This is a genomic window from Defluviitalea phaphyphila (assembly GCF_001466305.1).
Classification (GTDB): Bacteria; Bacillota; Clostridia; order Lachnospirales; family Defluviitaleaceae; genus Defluviitalea_A; species Defluviitalea_A phaphyphila.
Genome location: NZ_JWID01000022.1, coordinates 1 through 17,355, shown reverse-complemented (window position 1 = coordinate 17,355; position 17,355 = coordinate 1). Strand labels below are relative to the sequence as shown.

The window sequence follows — 17,355 nt, the reverse complement described above, 5'->3', positions numbered from 1 at the left end:
CTTTGGATATAGCCAATAGAATAATAGAATATATTGGTATATTTGGATATTAAGGATAGGTATTTGGGTAGGTAGAGTCACACTTTGAATTTTTATTATATATATATATGGCGACTTACCTTAATCCATTTTTTGAGGTTAAATCCGATGTCATCGGGGTTAGTAGCTCATTTTGAGGTATTTTGGACAGGAGAACTAAAAATTAAATAAAAATCATGTAAAAGTAAATAAAATCTTTAGAAATTGGATACGGAGAAATGGAAATTAAGGTCAGCTTACCTTAATCTATCTTTAAGCCCTAAACCCCCAATAAATACGGGGTTTAGGGCTTAACACACTCATTTTATTTAGATACTGCTACTATATAACCATTATTATCCAGATGAAAATTGTACTGCTTATACATAAACCTGACTTTACCCTCTTTACGTGCCTTACTGAGGGCATTGTGGAGACTCTTATAAGGCAGTTTGTGGGCGTCGGCAAACGCCTTGGGATTTGCGTAGACACTGTCTTTATACGTGATTACAGGAATGCTTTCATCGTCTGTGACAGCAATTATGCCCGCAACATCTATCGTATAGACCCTGCCATTGTATATCACAGGTGTTGTGGTGGATAACGATGCCAGACGGCTCGTAAGCTTATCATATGCTCCTGCATTTGTATCCTCACAGTACACCTTAAGATAGTCATAACGTATGCCTTTATAAATCACTGGTCGACTGGTACTCCTTCTTGTGTCGTTTGTCTGCTTAGGTACGATTTCAAGGTTTTCTGGGCAGTTGTTGCTTCGGCACCCATCCTTGTGATGGACATGGTAGACCAATGGCTTGCCCGTTATAGGGTCGGTCGGTTTGGCTGCTATATACGTCGAGTAATCCTTAGGATAGTAGACGTAGGCAGCAAGCCGATGTGCAGACAGATAAAACAGCCTGTAGTACGGGGTCTGGACTATCTGACGTATGGTGCGTTTGGTGACAACATAATCGGTATCGCCATCATAATCATCAGCATCGTACTTGTAGAGGTCATTAACTTGAGCTAACAGTATGTCGGCCAACTCCTGCATATCCTTAATGGCTTTTTGACGTGCTACAGGGTCGCCCTGCGGGATATGGGTGATACATGGTGACAGACTACTACGATACCTTGGGTCGGCCGATAAAAGGCTTTGTAAGCCGTTGAGGCGGTCTTTTAGGGCTTTGATGTTGTAGGCAGTAAATACGTAGTCTGCGTAGCCGTCCTCTCGTATGGTGGGCAGGACTTTTAGATATTGGTCTGTCTTGGGATTGTAAATTAGCAGGCCGCCATCAAGTAGGTACGGTGCTGAGTCCATGCCAGTTAAGCGACAGGCTATGTTTTTAAGAGTTGGGTCGTCGACAGTCATAAGATTGCTGGGGTCGAGAGGTGCGGATAGAACCACGGTGTCTGTGGTGACTACATCTGCCCCAAGGGTGCTGAGTATATCCTGTATAGGCTGTGTCAAGTCAAAGGGCAACGGCTTGCTGTCAGTAATGCGGGGAGCTTTGGGTGCGTTGGCTACGGCGTCGTCTGACAGTGGTGCGATGTCTGGCAGAGGCAGTGCATCGGCAAAACCGCACGTATGCCTGCTGATAGAGCTATATAACTCCTCGGCAAGACGGTCATACATTAGGACAAGACTGCGTGCCTTAAACTGTGGTCTGAGTTTAGCGGTAAATGCAAGTATGCCCTGTATAACGCCGTGGGCTAATGCGTCAGGTGTAAAAACGCTATCTACTGAGAGTGTATATAGGTCTATCTGTAAGCAGGTCGTTAAAATCGCCCTTAAATTACTAAAATGACTGAAAAACTCCCTGCCCTTTGCCTGTGCATCCTCTATGCCTGATAGGTCAATGCCTTGGTTGATGGCTCGCTGTGACTCATGGTATCCAGCGATAATGTCGTCCAAAGGAGTGACACCGTTAGCATAGGCGTTGGCTCTCTTAGCCATCAACTTGGTGTAGGCAGACTCTAGACAGTCTAAAAAGTGCGTTGTGTAGGCGGATAAAGACATCGCTGGCTTTGCTGTGGGTGCTGGCTTAGCTGGTGGTGCAGTCTTAAGCTCTTGCAGGGTGCGTTTTATCAGTTTTAAGATGGAGGCCGATAAAGACTGTGTGTTGATGGCTTGGTTGATGGATTGCCAGTCGTCTGTTGGGATGCGGTGATGGTTGCGTTTTAGCGTGTCTATGTCCGCAGGCTTTAGTTTGGTGTATCTGATACGGTCTTTGACTGCTGACTGTAATCGCTTAAGCTCACGCCCGATAAAAGCACTGAGAGCTTTGTTGTGAGGGGCTATAAGCTCGTCTGCCTCTTTGACAAGGTCGATTAGGCGTTGGTCGTGTGCAATGAGGTCTGGGCGTCGTAGCGGAGACAGGAAGGAGTAGAGGATATGGTTAAAATGTGGGTACAAGTCATAAGAGTTGCCCGCAAAATAATCGGAAATTAAATCGTAGACGTTATCACCCTCGTCGATGTAGTTGGGCGGTAAGTCAGGCTTAATCGGTGTCCGACTGATGGTAAGCAGTCTATGGGCAAGGTCTACACTGGCCGATGCAAAGGCAGTTTCTGCTTGCTCATAAAAAGTGAGGTACTGGGCAACATATAGGTTGAGGTCGTCGTCTGTAGCAGTGTCTGGGTCGAGGGGTGCGATGACGTGCCGATAAATAGCATCTGCGTAGTCGGCTAAGGCTTCTGGGGCATACTTTAGTAGCGGAGTGCGCCCCCAGCTATATGGCTCCTCGTGGATAATGCTGGTGTTGAGCTGGTTTAAGGTGTCAATATTTAAAATGTCAAGCATATCTTTAAGCTCTGTAATTGTAGTCATAAGATTAGACCTCCTTTACGTAAAAAGTTAAACCCATATCTAACCCGTATTTATCTGGCTCTAAGACCATATATAACCTACCTTTAGGGTCTGGCCGATAATTACCGTCATAGTCTACGGTACTATTGCCTAAGTCCTGTACCTTGCCGTCAGCGTAGGCACGCATCACGGCCGATAGTACAGGCTCTTTTAGTGGTCTGCCAATAGTATCAGTGTACATTGTAGTTTTGGGGCTGGACGGTGCGGATAAATCCTTCTGCTCTGCAGTAGAACCCGCAGAAGGGAAGTCAATTTCTAGGCAGCGTAGTAGCAGATTTACTAGATACTCAGGAGGTGTCCGCAAACCTCGCTCCCATGCCTCTAGGCTGCGTAAAGGTATATCGTAATGACTGGCTAGTTGTTGTTGGGTTAATCCTGCCTGCTTGCGTGCTGTGCGTATCCTATCCGCTACACTTAGTGTAGTATCCATATTATCACATCCTTATCTGATTTATTTATATAATACCATACAATGTATGGTTTGTCAAGAGTTTGCCAATACATTGTATTGGTACTACATTGTATTGGCAATACAATGTATGGCAACACAACTCGTGGGTACTACATTGTGTGGGAAGTCTGGATAATAATAATTTTTTACCCCGATAAAACCCGCCAGACTATGCTATTTAGGCGTCTGGGGGCGTTGTGCGGGGTTTTAGGTGGGGCAGTAGTTATGGTACTAAGGAGGGGTGTTGAGGCGGTTGTAGAGCGATTGGAGAGGTTTGGATAAGAAAAACAGCCCTTGGATAAGGACTGTTTCTATAGATTTATGTGGATTAAACTTTATTGAGCAAAAGTGTAAACCACTAATCGTCCAAAGTTAAAGGAAATACTTGACTATGTGAGGGAAGAAGATATATGTTATATTTTGTCATTTGATAGAATTGTCATCATTAGGATTTCAATAAATTACTTACCTCATTATGGTTTAAGGTTGCTTAAATACAATTTTAACCATTTTAATCATTTTCCTCATTTGTTATAATGTTCCAAGCAAGTTTTTGCTCATAATTGATTTCAGGGTCATTTGCTAAATTATAAAGATACCTTTCAACAAATTTATCAGTATTCTCTAATAATCTGAGATAATATTTTAAAGTCGGAAAAACCCCATTTATAATTACTTGACATCCATGCTCTTCTCTTATTCTACTTACAACTGCCTGTATTTTCTCATACTCCTCATCTATTGGACTTTCTGTACTTAATACATAATATCTTTGGATTGTCGTTGTTGCTATTTTCTTATACGCATCCTCAATCATGATACTATCAGGTGCAATATCAAATTTTACTTCTACTACCTCATATAAACTACCATCTTCATTTCTTACTACTATATCACCTGTTGCACCACTACTTCTATCACTACTTGTATGTGATGCTAATGCATCTAATTTTTTACCCTTAAACCTCTTTAATTCCTCTACTATACATTCATACACACTATATAAGGCTAAAACTGGAAGTATAGAAGCACCTCTGCTTTTGTATTTATAATAAAAGTGTCTATGTAAATATAACATTATATCATTAATACTTAATTTGGTTTCAGCTTCTATTGGGTTTATTAACACCAAGGCTTTTTTACTTTTTTCAACTACACTACCTTTAATTATTGCTTTTAAATACTTTTTAGGGTCTGCTTTATTTGTTTCTATGTCATCTAATATATTTAAAAATGCTTCCTTTACTTTTTTATTACTAATCTTACCTGGAAAGTCTTTGTGGTATGGAATATTTTGTTCCAAACTTCTTGTCAACCAACCACTCTCTTTCATTGCACCATAAAACCTCTTGCTCTTTAAGAAAGGTGTAACATATTTAGTATCAAAAGTTCTTCCGCTATACCCACCTTCCATATTTGCTTGATGTAATCGAACATCTTGCTCTGGATGTAGACATTTATAAGTTAAACTTGTAAATGTTACTGTAAAAACACCTTTTTGTGTTTCCTCTTTTTCTACAATAGCATTTACCCAATCCAACTGTTTTTTTGTTAAACCTGCTTCGCTAATATCTTTCATGGCTATTGCTTCTTGATATATTGATTCAAGGAACTGCATTGGTTCTGTCATTTCAACATTTACCCCCTTTGTGAAGAATTGATTTTTAATTTCTTTTGCAACAGCTTGTACCATGTTTACACATATGCTGTTACCTACTCGTAGATACAACTGACCTATGGTCCCAACTTTCTTAAAGTTTTCTGGAAAACCCATAAATCGAAAACACTCATTAAGTGTTAATTTTCTTACTTTCCCATCCACTAAAATCCAGTACCTTCCACTTGTTTCTTGTGATGCTATTGTAGGATGTATCCCCTCTGCAGAATAAATTCTATTAGGTTGTTTGTGAACCCTTGATAAATGTTCTGTTCCAGGTCTAACCCCTACTGTTCTAATTTTTTTATTTCTATATCCTACAAATATTAATCCAGATTTCTGAACATTTATATACTTTTTATCTATTAAAGTATACTCATCTTCATTTAGGTAATCAAAGCTTCCATCTTTATCCAAAAAAGGTTTCATTGATATAACAGGTTTTTTTTCTAATTTTTCAAAATCAAATAAAAAACCATCTATACTACCTACTATAATTATTCTCTCTCTATTTTGAGGTACACCGAAGTCTTTTGCATTTAAAACTTTATAATTTACTGTATATCCTAACTCATGTAAGCTATCTAACATGATAGTTAATGTTTTACCCTTATCATGTTTCTCAAGATTACTAACATTCTCTAATACAAATGCTTTAGGTTTTTTTGCTTCTAATATTCTACATATATCAAAAAAAAGCGTTCCTCTTGTAGTATCATAAAAACCTTTCTGTTTACCACAAATAGAAAATGTTTGACAAGGAAAACCTGCTAATAACACATCAAAATCTGGAATTTCTTTTGGGTCAACTTTTGTTATATCACTATATGGGTTTACTCCAAAATTAGCTTCATATACACTACAAGCATGTTCATCTATTTCACTACTATATACACACTCAAAACCCTCTCGTTCAAATCCTAACCTAAAACCACCTATACCAGCAAATAAATCTATAAACTTCAAGTTCACGCTACCACCTTTCTTTTGTAAGTTATTATATCATAAAATTACTTTTTAAAAAGATAAATCTTTATAATAGTTGAAATTACTACATTTGCTGTACTCTATGCTAATTCTTTTATAAAACATGTTTATTAATTTATTTATATTTTAGCATCTATGCTCACAATTTAAATCCGAAATAATATTTAGAAATTGGATTTAAAGTGGTAAATTTATCGCAAAAATTTTTATAAATTTGTTTGGCTAAAGGGAGGCCTGATAGGGTCGGTTAAAACTTGATGAAAGAAATTAAAGACGTTCTAAATCGAGCTACAAAGATGTTGAAGTCGGCTCTTGAGGTTTTGGTCGACTTGGAATGTAAAAAATTGACGTGTGTTGATGTCGATGGAATTTCGATAGGCAAAAATATACCCCTTAGCAGAAAAACCTAACCCTGCTAAGGGGTATGTTTTATTGCGTCTTTAATAAAGGTTAAAATGACTACCTGACGCAAGAAGCTCGATGGTATCGGATAGAACTGAAAAATACCTATTGACTATAGGTTCGTGGCCCGGTAGAGTCGTGTCAACGAAAAGAATTCTTTTCGTTGACAACTCAGAAGGGTCGATGTGGACGGATTTTATGCGGAATATAGAGGCGAAAATGTCAAAGAAATTAAAGGAGGGGTTTTGTTGACAATATAGAGTTTTTGATATGCAGACCGAGGGTATCGTAGTTTGTTTTAAGGGAGGTTATTGACTATGAGTATATACGGGTATTGTCGATGCTCGACAGATGAGAGCCGTCAGGATATTGACCGCCAACGTAGGGAATTAAAGAAACTTGGGGTCAAGGATAAGGACATCTATTTTGAGTATGTAAGTGGCAGAAAGCTCGTTAAAGTCGAATGGGAAAAGTTAATGGAAAGAATTGAGGAAGGCGATACAATAGCGACAACAGAGGTTAGCCGAATATCGAGGTCTACTAAGCAACTTTGCGAAATCATTGAAATGGCTCAGGCGAGGCGAATAAAACTTATCATTGGTGGTCTGGAAATAGATTGTAGCAAGGATGACCCGATGACTAAGGGTATGGTTTTGATGTGGGGTGTGTTTGCGGAGCTTGAAGCTGCAATAACGAGCCATCGTGTTAAGTCGGGAATGGCTAACGCTCGAGAGAAGGGTGCTGTGATTGGACGGCCTAAGACTACACTTGACAACCTTCCTATAGTGTTTTTACGCCACTATCCTCTATACAATAGAGGAGACTTAACGCTTACAGAGTTGGCAAAGGTCTGTGGTATTAGCAGACAATCGGCTTACAAATACAAGGCCATTTACGAGGAGGGGTGTGTATGATGACAATGTGTCCGTCATGCTACGAGCTTTACAGCGACATCTGGTCGAAGCCTTGCTGTAAGTGTACCAATAAAACAATCAGCGTAAGTGCCGAACTTATAAGGATTGTACAAATGCTAATACATCGAGGTTTTAAGGTATCTTACGCTAAATGCTATACAGATAAAGACCAAGACGGTAAGCTCACACAACTTGAAATCGGCTTCAGTGAATTGTACCTGCAGGCTTTGTTTAATGAACTCCCGCCTGATTGGGAATTAACTGACGAATATCCTATGTACGATGGCTACGCATTGGGAGAGCCAGTCGCTGTGCTTACGTGTACGATTGAACACCCTCCCAGTGAGTGCGACCAAGAAAGCATCGACTTCCAGAAAGAAATTTCAATAAGCAATCTTGAAACTTGGCTGGAAGGAAAAGACCCTGACGCCTGTAAGTCCTTGATTGTCCTTGCAGGCTGCGGATAAAAGAATAACCCTCTCAGAGTAGAAAAGAGTAGAAAAACGCTAAGAGGGCTAGTGGAATGAAACTATTAAATTGGCCTACGATTTCTCATCGTAGGCTTTCTTATGTAAGTGAAAAATATTTCACTCTTATAGTTCAATGGTAAAATTCGTTGCAGGCCGAATAAAATCGTGTAAGCTTTGTTATTATTTATGGTATAATATGATTGCACATATATAGGTGATACGGCTTTAATGATTTTAGGGAGTGATGTTATGGCGGATAAATACTGTATGTACTTGCGTAAATCCCGCAAGGACGATGATATAAAGTCTGAAAGCATAGAGGAAACGCTGGCTCGGCACGAAAAAGCTCTATGGGAACTTGCTGAGCGTAATGGGCTTACTGTGGAGTGCGTCCACCGTGAGGTAGTGTCTGGTGAAACTATTGAAGCACGTCCAGTCATGCAGCAACTGCTTAAAGAGGTAGAACAGGGGATGTGGCGTGGAGTGCTTGTTATGGAGGTAGAGCGTTTAGCCCGTGGTGATACATCAGACCAAGGGAGAGTGGCTAAGGCTTTCAAATATAGCGAAACTCTTATAATAACCCCAAATAAAATCTATGACCCGACCAACGAATTCGACGAGGAGTACTTTGAGTTCGGGTTATTTATGTCAAGGCGTGAACTAAAGACCATCACACGCAGGCTACAAGAAGGCCGCAAACGCTCAGCTTTAGAGGGTAAATATCCGGGAAACAAACCGCCCTATGGCTATAAACGGGTAAAAATTCACGGGCAAAAAGGATATACTCTGGAGGAGGAACCTGAAGAAGCTGATGTAGTTAGAATGATTTTTGAGTGGTATACAGCTGGCGAGAAACAGCCTGATGGCACGACCAAAAGGCTTGGGGTATCACTAATTGTAAGACGGCTAAATGAGCTTAAAATTCGTCCTAGTAAAGGTGATGTCTGGACTGTCCCTAGCATTAGAGACATACTGATAAATCCAGCGTATGCCGGGAAAATCAGGTGGTATTGGCGTCGGACGAACAAAAAATTGGTGGATGGAAAAATTACCGTGCAAAGACCCCGCTCTGATGATTACATACTCGTTAACGGCTTACATAAAGGGATAATCAGCGAGGAGACTTTTAACAAAGCACAAGAATTTATGAAGCAAAATCCAGCAAGGCCAATAAGCGAACGGAATGTCGTTAAAAACCCGCTTGCAGGGTTAGTAGTGTGTGGTGTATGCAAACGCAAAATGGTAAGGCGTCCCTACGGTAATGATTATCCTGACACCTTAATGTGTCCAGTAACATCGTGCGATAATGTTAGTTCGCACCTACATTTAGTTGAGGAAAAGATACTTGAGGGACTTAAGGATTGGTTGGCCGGTTATAAGCTGATATGGAATATCGATGATAAGCCTAAGAAGGCAACAAACTCGGCTCTTGATATGGCTCATAAGTCGCTAATAAAACTCGAAAAAAATATTGAAACAATACGCACACAACAATCTAATCTTGATGACCTGCTGGAGCAAGGTGTGTATGATATTGATAAATATAAGCAAAGGTCACAGATACTTGACGAGCGAATAAAACAAGCCGAGAAGGACTATAAAGATTTGCAGGACAAACTTGCGAAGGAAGAACAACGAGAAGAAGCCCGTAAAGTCATAATACCAAAAGTCGAGAAACTGATTGAAACTTATCACGCATTACCTACACCGCAGGCCAAAAATGACCTACTAAAAGAGGTGTTAGAGAAGGTTGTATATACCAAGAAAAAAGGTGGTAGATGGCATACGTCACCTGACGATTTTGAGTTAGTTTTATACCCACGGTTACCAGACTCAAACCCTTGATATACAAGGGTTTGAAGTCTTTTTCGGAAATCACTGATAACTTAATGGAACCAAAGAACTTGCTCATTGGGAAATTATAGGAAGTATAGTTTATCAACTAACTAAAGATATTCCTGAATCTAAAATAGAAGGTACTCCTTTTGAAGCTCATTATGCAAATCATGGTAGAAGTCCATTTCCTCATAACGCTGCTGGAGTTCCATGGACTGCTACATTTATTAATTCGAAGGATGATCCCATTGCAGATATTCATGAAAATATGGCTGCAGAACAAAAAGCCAGGGCCACCTATGAACATTTAATAAATCTAAGTAATGACCCTGGAGTTACCGACGCTTTAAGATTTTTAAGAGAAAGAGAAGTTGTTCACTTTCAACGTTTTGGAGAAACTAATCGTTAAGATGACAATGGATATAAAACCAGTAAAATAAGTACATACATCGAGTTTTAATAATACCATAAATATCTTATACAACAGTCACGATAAATGTTATTAGCTCTCTGAAGGCACAGAGGGCTACTAAGATAGCGGTTATTTTTGTAGTTTTATTGGGTTGTGAATATCCATATGGTATCTGACTTCTTTATCCATGTCAAAAAAGGCAGTGACGAATAATCGTAAGCCTATTAAATAAGAAGAAACTATTTCATGGAGTCTTTTATCCGCAAGCTCCTGCTCACTGACATCCCGTCAGTAGCAACAAAGACTTAACTCCCTCAGCGTCTTTACTATCCAAGTACTGCTCAAACTCTTTAATGACCGCATTTACCTGTTCATCCGCACTCTCAGCATCCAGATTATCACGACAATCAGTATACTCCAGTCCGTGTATTCCACCTTCATCCCAGCAATATTGCCAGTTTACTGGCAAAGCCCCCAGTACTTCACATCTTAAATGTTCGCTTAAATCAATAATGATATTGACATTGTAAGCTTCAGGAGTCTTACCAGTGCTATCAAGATTAAACATTGCCATCATCGGCACTATCCCAAGATTATAGAGCTTGTCAACAATCCCCACCATATTATCATCAATAAGCGCACGATGTTTTATCGGGCATTTATGATTAACGCCGTTATTGACCCATTTACGACAAATCATGCAGTAGTCTTTCTGTTGACTGATTTTTATATACGGAAAATAAATATCTTTTTCGTTCACCTTTAAAACCTCCATATTCACACCTCCATCAGCAGCAATAGAGCCTTCACAGCCTCGCTATCACGAGTATCAAGAAACGCCTCAAACTCCTTTATTAGCTCACCAATTCTATTCTCCACGCTCTCACCGTCGAAGCCGAAATTATACCAATGCTCAACATAAGCAATCATATGTAACTCCGACATGTCTGCCGTAACCGTTTCCCAATGATATTTCCAGCCTGAGGGCAATTCCCCCAGAACAGCTTCGCTTATTCGCCTTTCAATGTCTACCTTTACCGTCAACAGATACTCGCAGTCCTTTATATCGCCCATATCAATCGCAGACCAGACCGCTATCATAGGCGTAATCCCCATCTTATACAGCCTATCAACAATTCCTACCATTTCTCTATCCACGGCTGCGAAGTACTCAGATGGGCAGTCATGCACGTCTCTAACGGGTACAAACTGCCTGCACTCCATGCAGTATAATCTTGAATTCGTTTCCATCTAACTTCCTCCCTTAAATCAAATAGTTCAATGCAGTTAAGGCACATAGTCATCAAATACATACCTCTTTAACTAACTTGTAAAAAGTTGTTCTTTTAAGTCCCAACTTTGCCATTGTCTCCGTGGCTGTTTGTTCGCCAGCCTGCCACTTACGTACCTCCTCAGCAAAGCCAGTTGGAAGTTTAGCCTTGGGGCGTCCAAACTTAACCCCTTTCTGCTTGGCTGCGGCGATGCCCTCGGCTTGACGGGTTTTGATTTTCACACGCTCTTTCTCGGCCAAGTATGATAAAAGCTCAAAAATGATGTTTGCTATCAAAACTTTCTCCAAGTCTGTTTTGTCGGCCGTCGATAGCATCGGCATATCTATTACGACTACATCGATGCCCATCTGTCGAAGTTCATGCCATTCATTTTTAATTGCCTCGTAGTCTCGACCAAGTCTGTCCAACTCTTTAATTACAAGGACATCCCCAGACCGTAGCAGTTGCTCTTTAAGTGTCATATATCCGGGGCGTGAAAAGTCTTTACCAGACATCTTGTCTGTAATGATGTGTCTGTCCTCTACTCCATAAGCGACAAGTGCTTCAATCTGGCGGTCTAAATTTTGCTCTGTACTGCTGACTCTTGCATAACCGTACACTCTACCCATATCAAACACCTCCCTTAAATCACAGTGCACGAAAAAGTATACTTTTACGTACAACGCAAAACAGGTATGCTTTTTATCCGTAAAAGTTCTATCGGCCTATTTACGAACATCCGCAAACAAAACATACTTTTACGGATAACTTTAGCTTTAGGTATACCGGGACCAGAACCTTTAGTCAAGCGTTTTATCCGATGCCATCGGGCTTCCTGCCTCACTCAACCTCTCTAAATATCTAAAATAAATTATTCGTAGCTTAATATTTTAATTGATTTTATAAACTAAAAAGTTTATACTATTTATAGTGCTTATCATAGGAGGTGCTATGGTAATGAGAATATCTGAACAGATTAAGATACTTTGTGTTAGAGCAAATATAAGCACAGCCGAATTGGCTCGGAGGCTTGGACAGTCACCTCAGAATCTTAATGCTAAGCTAAAGAGAGAGAGTTTTACTGTAGCTGAGTTAGAAAAAATAGCTGAGGCTGTCGATGCTAAGTTTGAGCGAAACTTCATTTTAAGCAACGGCGATAAAGTTAAAGGAGACGCATAAAGATGAAATTCAAGTTAGGAGAATTGTTTTGTGGTCCGGGGGGCTTGGCCTACGGTGCCATGAAAGCAAAAATAGACAATGAGGAATTTGGTATAATCCATCAGTGGGCAACAGATTACGACCGTTCAACGTGTGATACATACATTCACAATATATGCCCTCAGCATCCTGAAACCGTAATCTGCGAAGATGTGAGGAAACTCGATATAGATAGCCTGCCACCCATAGATGCATTGGCCTTTGGGTTTCCTTGCAACGATTATAGCTTAGTCGGTGAACAGAAAGGTATAAACGGTACTTATGGACCTCTTTATACTTATGGTGTAAAAGCCCTTAAAAGTCATAGGCCAATGTGGTTTTTGGCTGAAAATGTGGGAGGAATACGGTCAGCTAACGAGGGTAAAGCTTTTGAAATGATTTTATCCGAGCTGGAGCAAGCAGGTTATAAGATTTATCCGCACCTATATAAATTTGAGCAATACGGAGTACCGCAGGCACGGCATAGGGTGATTATAATAGGGATACGAAAAGACTTGCCATACGAGTATAAAGTGCCATCATCTGAACCTTACAAAGACATAGATGTTTCGGTAAGAACTGCTCTTGAAAATCCCCCAATACCAGCAGATGCACCGAATCATGAACTAACTAAGCAATCTGCAATCGTAGTAGAAAGGCTAAAACATATTAAGCCAGGAGAAAATGCTTGGACAGCAGAATTGCCTGAACATCTGAGGTTAAATGTGCAAGGTGCGAAGTTAAGTCAGATTTATAAAAGACTGGACCCTGATAAACCTGCTTATACGGTTACAGGTAGTGGTGGTGGCGGCACTCACATATACCACTATGCTGAGCCGAGAGCATTGACAAACCGAGAACGAGCAAGACTACAAACCTTCCCAGACGATTTTGTTTTTATCGGTAGTAAAGAGTCTGTACGCAGGCAGATAGGTATGGCTGTACCATGCAAAGGGGCACAAGTCATTTTTGAGGCTGTACTAAAAACTTTCGCAGGTATTCCATACGAAAGCGTACCATGTAATTTATTAGAGTGAGGGGTGACAAGAAATGCTGAATTATTGGTGGGTTACAAGACCTAAGCGAAAACTGAATTCAATACCAGAGGTACTGAGTACCTTTGCTGAGCAGGCACTTGACGAAGAATGGCAAGGTCAGCGAGGCACTCACCTTTCATTAGAAGAAGCATTGGAACAAGCAGGGTTAAAAAGAATTGGTGAACGCCGAGACCAGACAGGTGGCGGAGCAAGGACATATAAGGCTTGGGTTGTAAGTCTTGGTCTTATCTTTATACAGGAATCGACTGGCAAACTAAAACTGACATTAGCTGGGGAAGCGATTATGGCTGGTGAGTCACCTGTGGAGGTTTTAAAACATCAAATTTTAAAATACCAGTTTCCATCCTCCTTCTCCTTAAGTAGAGGTGTTCAAGTTTCTCCAAGGTTTAAAATAAGACCATTCAGATTTCTTCTGCGGCTTTTATCCGACAGCCGTTTAGGATACTACTTAACGGAGGAAGAAATTGCGAAGATAGTTATAACTGAGGCTGAAACTGAAAAGGATGAGTGCTACGAAAGGATTGTAAACCGTCTGCTTCAATTTCGAAATTACGGGGATAGCTGCTTGTCGCCTGACTTTTTCGATTTATACAAACCATCTAAAGGGCAGGTGAATCCCGCATATCCATTTCGCCACCTTACAGACATTGCAAACACTATAGTAAATTGGATTGAATATACGCAGCTGGCAAAAAGAAATGATGATGGGCAACTGGTTATTTTAGATGATAAGCGTGACGAAGTTCAGAGCATTTTATCTGTCACTCCTCCGTTTATTGATAGACCAGAGCAACATGAGTATTTCCAAAGGAAATATGGTATCGACCCGAAACATTCAAAAGACACAAGAAATCTTACAGCTACGAGGACGGTAACACATAAGATGATAGCCGAGCAAAAGATTAAGCAAGCATTTATTTCAGAGTCGCTTAAGACACCTATTGGTAAAATCACTACTGCTATTATAGATAAGATAGTTGATATGACTGGTATAGACGCTCAACTTGTTGAGGAAACACTTTTAAGACTATATCCCCGTGGAGCAATCGGCTCTTTTATGACTGAGTACTTTGACATGGCCTTCCGTGGACGTGATGACGCTACTGAGTTTGAGCTCGCAACGGTAGAACTATTCAAAAACGCCTTTGATTTAAGAGCGGAACATATCGGTCCTCAGGGATTGACACCGGATGTACTGGTTCTATCGGACCAAGAAGGTTTTATTGGGATTATAGATAATAAGGCATATAGCAAGTACACAATCAGCAACGACCACAGAAATAGAATGGTACATAATTATATTCCAAGGTATCGTTCAGGACAGCAATACCCCTTAGCCTTCTTCAGTTACATTTCTGGAGGCTTTGGAAGCTCCATCAATGCTCAGATAAAATCAATCGTAGACGAAACACATATTCATGGGTCAGCTATCAGTGTATCCAATGTGATTACACTTGTAGATTTGTATTCTCAGAGAGGATACAATCACGCAAGGCTTAAAGATATTCTATCGCTGGATAGACAGGTTTTATTAGCTGACTTATAGTCTTAATACTTAACACAATACCCCTTAGCAGTTATTTGCTAAGGGGTATGTTTTTACCTATCAAAATTCTTGCGACATCAATCCACATCAATTTTTTATAGTCCAAGTCGACCAAAACCTCAAGAGTTATCTTCAAACGCCTTGTAGCTCGATTAGAAGCGTCCTAAATTTCTTTCAGAGGGTTTTATCCGACTACATCGGGCTTCCTTCAATTAACAAATTTTTTTAAAAAAAATTTCAACTTTTTTACTTTACCTTAGTCGTCAATAATAAACTGTACTTGTCTTTACATTTCTTTACTCTTTATTAACTTGTCTTTACTTAACTTTACATGACTTTACTTAAGTTGTTGACAAATTTACATATATGGGTATAATATAATTAGAAAGTAAAAACAAACCAAAAATAAATAGGGAGAGCCACCCGCCAAAGTGCACTCTCCCAAAACCCCCAGAAAGGAGGATAAGATTTATGGGATGTACAAGACAACCCCTTATCAAAAAAATTATAGCATACATTAACACTAAAATCAACCAGTTTGCAGTTGACCGCATGGTGCGACGCATCGACTTTGACCCTGCCGTAGTCAGCTTCAAGATGAAAGAATATGGGTATAGAAGTTTCGATGAGTATGCACGTCACAATCTTTTTGATAGCCTTAAAAATAGTTACTAATCAGCAGCACGTTTTATCCGAAAAGGGGCGGCCTATCACCCACCGCCCCACCCGCACTACCCCAACGCCCAAGAAAGGAGGAAAGCACTATGTATAAAGATGGCGAAATCGTAGACCAAAACGTATATGTGGCAAATGCCAATGGCAAACTCATCCCTACGACTGTGATTGTCAGGTATGTCATGGGAGGTAAGCGTGTGAGCTACATCGACGCTGACGGAAACATCATAAAAGATGTACCTCTCAGTCGCAGTAAGTACGGCAAAAAGAAGTAGTCAGAGGGTTTTATCCGCCAAAGGGTCGGCCAACACACTCCGACCCTATAAAATACAAATAAATGGAGGTATTAAGTTATGTTAAATATACAGTTAAAACACTTAGCTCTAAGCGTGGAGCACGCTAAATCGCAGTTAGTATATCAAGATATGAGCAGAAAAAATCTGGACTCAAGCAAAGTACTCGAGGTTATAAACAACCCTGAAAAATTTGAGGTCGAGGACATAGAGCTGGTAGGGCAAACAGATGATGGAGCAGATATTTACCGTTCGACATGGCGTACCAAACCCCACGACGATAATGTAGGTATTGATTGGGATATTGCCCCCGATGAGGATGACAGACTCTGGACATACAACGACTTAGTCGCATTTTTTGATGATAACTTCCGGCTTGTAGTTGCAGCTACCCCAACAGGTTGGACAATTACAAAGTATGTGTACTACTATTAAGTAAACTAATGCAGAGGGTTTTATTCGTCGAAGGGGCGGCCAGTAATACCGCCTCCCTGTAAAACCCTCATAATCCATCATCATAATGAAAGGAGGCTAAGATTATGGCTTGTGGTATCAATAATACCCCACGTATTACCCAACAAGTTCAACAGATTCTAAAAACCTTAAAGCCTGCACCCCCAGAACTCCAACAACTCGCAGGTTTTATCGGCCAATGCTACATTTTTAGCGATTTAAGTATTAAAAATCCTCATACTATCATCGTCGACACAACTTACGCACGTATAGGACACTACAACACCCGCACCAAGCGGTTTTATGAGGTAATCACCAAAGGCGAATGGACAACCGTTCCCTTTGTAATCGACCCAAGCGACAGCAAGCATCAAGCAATCGGCAAGCACACAGCAATTTTCTTGGTGGGTTTTATCAGCCAGAGAAGTCCAGAACATATTGAATACCTAATAAATACAGGTTATTTCAACGATTTCAGTGTTAATCATCAAACAGGCAACGTCAACGACGACCAGCACCTTGAAGCCACAACCGAGAAGCAGAACAACCTGCACGGTAAGATACTCAATCGTTTAGCAGATTTATTCGCAGGCTCTGCTCTCACATACATTCCAGATGACGCAAAGCGTAAAGGCAAAGCAGTAGAACGCCATGCACTACGTTACCCCCTCTCTATAAAAGAAATTCAGCACGTCTACCGAGACTTAAAATCAAAGAACCTGATACCTCGGCCAAAGCGTATAACCCCTACTACAACGAAGAATATAAATGTCAAGTTAAAAATGTAACTTTTTGATCATTTAAGAATGTAGTTTTTTACTCATTATCCTGTTGAAAATGATCTTT

At 40.3% G+C, this 17,355-nt stretch carries 16 protein-coding genes and 1 pseudogene; 11 read left to right on the top strand and 6 right to left on the bottom strand.

Going from position 1 to position 17,355, the window contains the following annotated elements; translation table 11 throughout:
* Positions 1–343: 343 nt before the first annotated feature.
* From OM90_RS10615 to dcm, 3 genes are all read right to left on the bottom strand, one after another.
* Complete coding sequence (locus OM90_RS10615) at positions 344–2,848, bottom strand: HNH endonuclease (protein ID WP_058486865.1); 2,505 nt, start codon at positions 2,846–2,848, stop codon at positions 344–346.
* Between the two features lie 4 nt (positions 2,849–2,852).
* A complete protein-coding gene (locus OM90_RS13555; protein ID WP_058486864.1) occupies positions 2,853–3,317 on the bottom strand; it encodes a helix-turn-helix domain-containing protein in 465 nt (154 codons plus the stop codon).
* Between the two features lie 532 nt (positions 3,318–3,849).
* A complete protein-coding gene (gene dcm / locus OM90_RS10605; RefSeq protein ID WP_242860897.1) occupies positions 3,850–5,961 on the bottom strand; it encodes a DNA (cytosine-5-)-methyltransferase in 2,112 nt (703 codons plus the stop codon).
* A 740-nt stretch (positions 5,962–6,701) separates the two neighbouring features.
* Here dcm and OM90_RS10600 point away from each other — a divergent pair.
* The 4 genes and pseudogenes from OM90_RS10600 to OM90_RS10585 form a co-directional block, all read left to right on the top strand.
* Positions 6,702–7,298 carry a recombinase family protein gene (locus OM90_RS10600; RefSeq protein ID WP_058486862.1) on the top strand — a complete coding sequence of 199 codons (597 nt, stop codon included), beginning with the start codon at positions 6,702–6,704 and terminating at the stop codon, positions 7,296–7,298.
* The gene (locus OM90_RS10595; RefSeq protein WP_058486861.1) at positions 7,295–7,765 is read left to right on the top strand and encodes a hypothetical protein; all 471 of its coding nucleotides are present in this window, start codon (positions 7,295–7,297) and stop codon (positions 7,763–7,765) included. Before OM90_RS10600 ends, OM90_RS10595 begins: the two co-directional genes overlap by 4 nt.
* 252 nt (positions 7,766–8,017) lie before the next feature.
* Positions 8,018–9,613: a recombinase family protein gene (locus tag OM90_RS10590; RefSeq protein ID WP_058486867.1), complete on the top strand. Its 1,596-nt coding sequence runs from the start codon at positions 8,018–8,020 to the stop codon at positions 9,611–9,613.
* Positions 9,614–9,671: 58 nt separating this feature from the next.
* Positions 9,672–10,013, top strand: a pseudogene (locus tag OM90_RS10585) (manganese catalase family protein); the annotation flags it as partial.
* 277 nt (positions 10,014–10,290) lie between these two features.
* Here the strand turns inward: OM90_RS10585 and OM90_RS10580 are convergent.
* The 3 genes from OM90_RS10580 to OM90_RS10570 are packed head-to-tail and all read right to left on the bottom strand — an operon-like array spanning position 10,291 to position 11,916.
* Complete coding sequence (locus OM90_RS10580) at positions 10,291–10,791, bottom strand: hypothetical protein (protein WP_058486860.1); 501 nt, start codon at positions 10,789–10,791, stop codon at positions 10,291–10,293.
* A 2-nt stretch (positions 10,792–10,793) separates the two neighbouring features.
* On the bottom strand, positions 10,794–11,267 hold the full coding sequence (locus tag OM90_RS10575; protein WP_058486859.1) for a hypothetical protein: 474 nt from the start codon (positions 11,265–11,267) through the stop codon (positions 10,794–10,796).
* A 52-nt stretch (positions 11,268–11,319) separates the two neighbouring features.
* Positions 11,320–11,916, bottom strand: coding sequence for a recombinase family protein (locus tag OM90_RS10570; protein ID WP_058486858.1), 597 nt, complete (start codon positions 11,914–11,916; stop codon positions 11,320–11,322).
* A gap of 328 nt (positions 11,917–12,244) precedes the next feature.
* Between OM90_RS10570 and OM90_RS10565 the strand changes: the two genes are divergently transcribed.
* The 7 genes from OM90_RS10565 to OM90_RS10535 all read left to right on the top strand — a co-directional run bounded on the left by OM90_RS10565 (position 12,245) and on the right by OM90_RS10535 (position 17,297).
* A complete protein-coding gene (locus OM90_RS10565) occupies positions 12,245–12,466 on the top strand; it encodes a helix-turn-helix domain-containing protein (protein WP_058486866.1) in 222 nt (73 codons plus the stop codon).
* Between the two features lie 2 nt (positions 12,467–12,468).
* On the top strand, positions 12,469–13,521 hold the full coding sequence (locus tag OM90_RS10560) for a DNA cytosine methyltransferase (protein ID WP_058486857.1): 1,053 nt from the start codon (positions 12,469–12,471) through the stop codon (positions 13,519–13,521).
* Positions 13,522–13,534: 13 nt separating this feature from the next.
* Positions 13,535–15,088: a restriction endonuclease FokI C-terminal domain-containing protein gene (locus OM90_RS10555; RefSeq protein WP_058486856.1), complete on the top strand. Its 1,554-nt coding sequence runs from the start codon at positions 13,535–13,537 to the stop codon at positions 15,086–15,088.
* Positions 15,089–15,559: 471 nt separating this feature from the next.
* Positions 15,560–15,763: a hypothetical protein gene (locus OM90_RS10550; RefSeq protein WP_058486855.1), complete on the top strand. Its 204-nt coding sequence runs from the start codon at positions 15,560–15,562 to the stop codon at positions 15,761–15,763.
* An 89-nt stretch (positions 15,764–15,852) separates the two neighbouring features.
* Positions 15,853–16,038, top strand: coding sequence for a hypothetical protein (locus OM90_RS10545; protein ID WP_058486854.1), 186 nt, complete (start codon positions 15,853–15,855; stop codon positions 16,036–16,038).
* A 78-nt stretch (positions 16,039–16,116) separates the two neighbouring features.
* Positions 16,117–16,491, top strand: a complete 375-nt coding sequence (locus OM90_RS10540) for a hypothetical protein (protein ID WP_058486853.1) — start codon at positions 16,117–16,119, stop codon at positions 16,489–16,491.
* Between the two features lie 104 nt (positions 16,492–16,595).
* Positions 16,596–17,297 (top strand): hypothetical protein, encoded by a 702-nt coding sequence (locus OM90_RS10535; RefSeq protein WP_058486852.1) that lies wholly within the window; start codon positions 16,596–16,598, stop codon positions 17,295–17,297.
* The last annotated feature ends 58 nt before the right edge of the window (positions 17,298–17,355 follow it).

Bases quoted from the DNA above. Each gene is read 5' to 3' on its own strand.
- OM90_RS10600 (WP_058486862.1), top strand. From the start codon at position 6,702: ATGAGTATATACGGGTATTGTCGATGCTCGACAGATGAGAGCCGTCAG.
- OM90_RS10545 (WP_058486854.1), top strand. From the start codon at position 15,853: ATGTATAAAGATGGCGAAATCGTAGACCAAAACGTATATGTGGCAAAT.
- OM90_RS10560 (WP_058486857.1), top strand. From the start codon at position 12,469: ATGAAATTCAAGTTAGGAGAATTGTTTTGTGGTCCGGGGGGCTTGGCC.
- OM90_RS10550 (WP_058486855.1), top strand. From the start codon at position 15,560: ATGGGATGTACAAGACAACCCCTTATCAAAAAAATTATAGCATACATT.
- OM90_RS10555 (WP_058486856.1), top strand. From the start codon at position 13,535: ATGCTGAATTATTGGTGGGTTACAAGACCTAAGCGAAAACTGAATTCA.
- OM90_RS10580 (WP_058486860.1), bottom strand. From the start codon at position 10,791: ATGGAGGTTTTAAAGGTGAACGAAAAAGATATTTATTTTCCGTATATA.
- OM90_RS10615 (WP_058486865.1), bottom strand. From the start codon at position 2,848: ATGACTACAATTACAGAGCTTAAAGATATGCTTGACATTTTAAATATT.
- OM90_RS13555 (WP_058486864.1), bottom strand. From the start codon at position 3,317: ATGGATACTACACTAAGTGTAGCGGATAGGATACGCACAGCACGCAAG.
- OM90_RS10535 (WP_058486852.1), top strand. From the start codon at position 16,596: ATGGCTTGTGGTATCAATAATACCCCACGTATTACCCAACAAGTTCAA.
- OM90_RS10595 (WP_058486861.1), top strand. From the start codon at position 7,295: ATGATGACAATGTGTCCGTCATGCTACGAGCTTTACAGCGACATCTGG.
- OM90_RS10565 (WP_058486866.1), top strand. From the start codon at position 12,245: ATGAGAATATCTGAACAGATTAAGATACTTTGTGTTAGAGCAAATATA.
- OM90_RS10540 (WP_058486853.1), top strand. From the start codon at position 16,117: ATGTTAAATATACAGTTAAAACACTTAGCTCTAAGCGTGGAGCACGCT.
- OM90_RS10575 (WP_058486859.1), bottom strand. From the start codon at position 11,267: ATGGAAACGAATTCAAGATTATACTGCATGGAGTGCAGGCAGTTTGTA.
- OM90_RS10570 (WP_058486858.1), bottom strand. From the start codon at position 11,916: ATGGGTAGAGTGTACGGTTATGCAAGAGTCAGCAGTACAGAGCAAAAT.
- OM90_RS10590 (WP_058486867.1), top strand. From the start codon at position 8,018: ATGGCGGATAAATACTGTATGTACTTGCGTAAATCCCGCAAGGACGAT.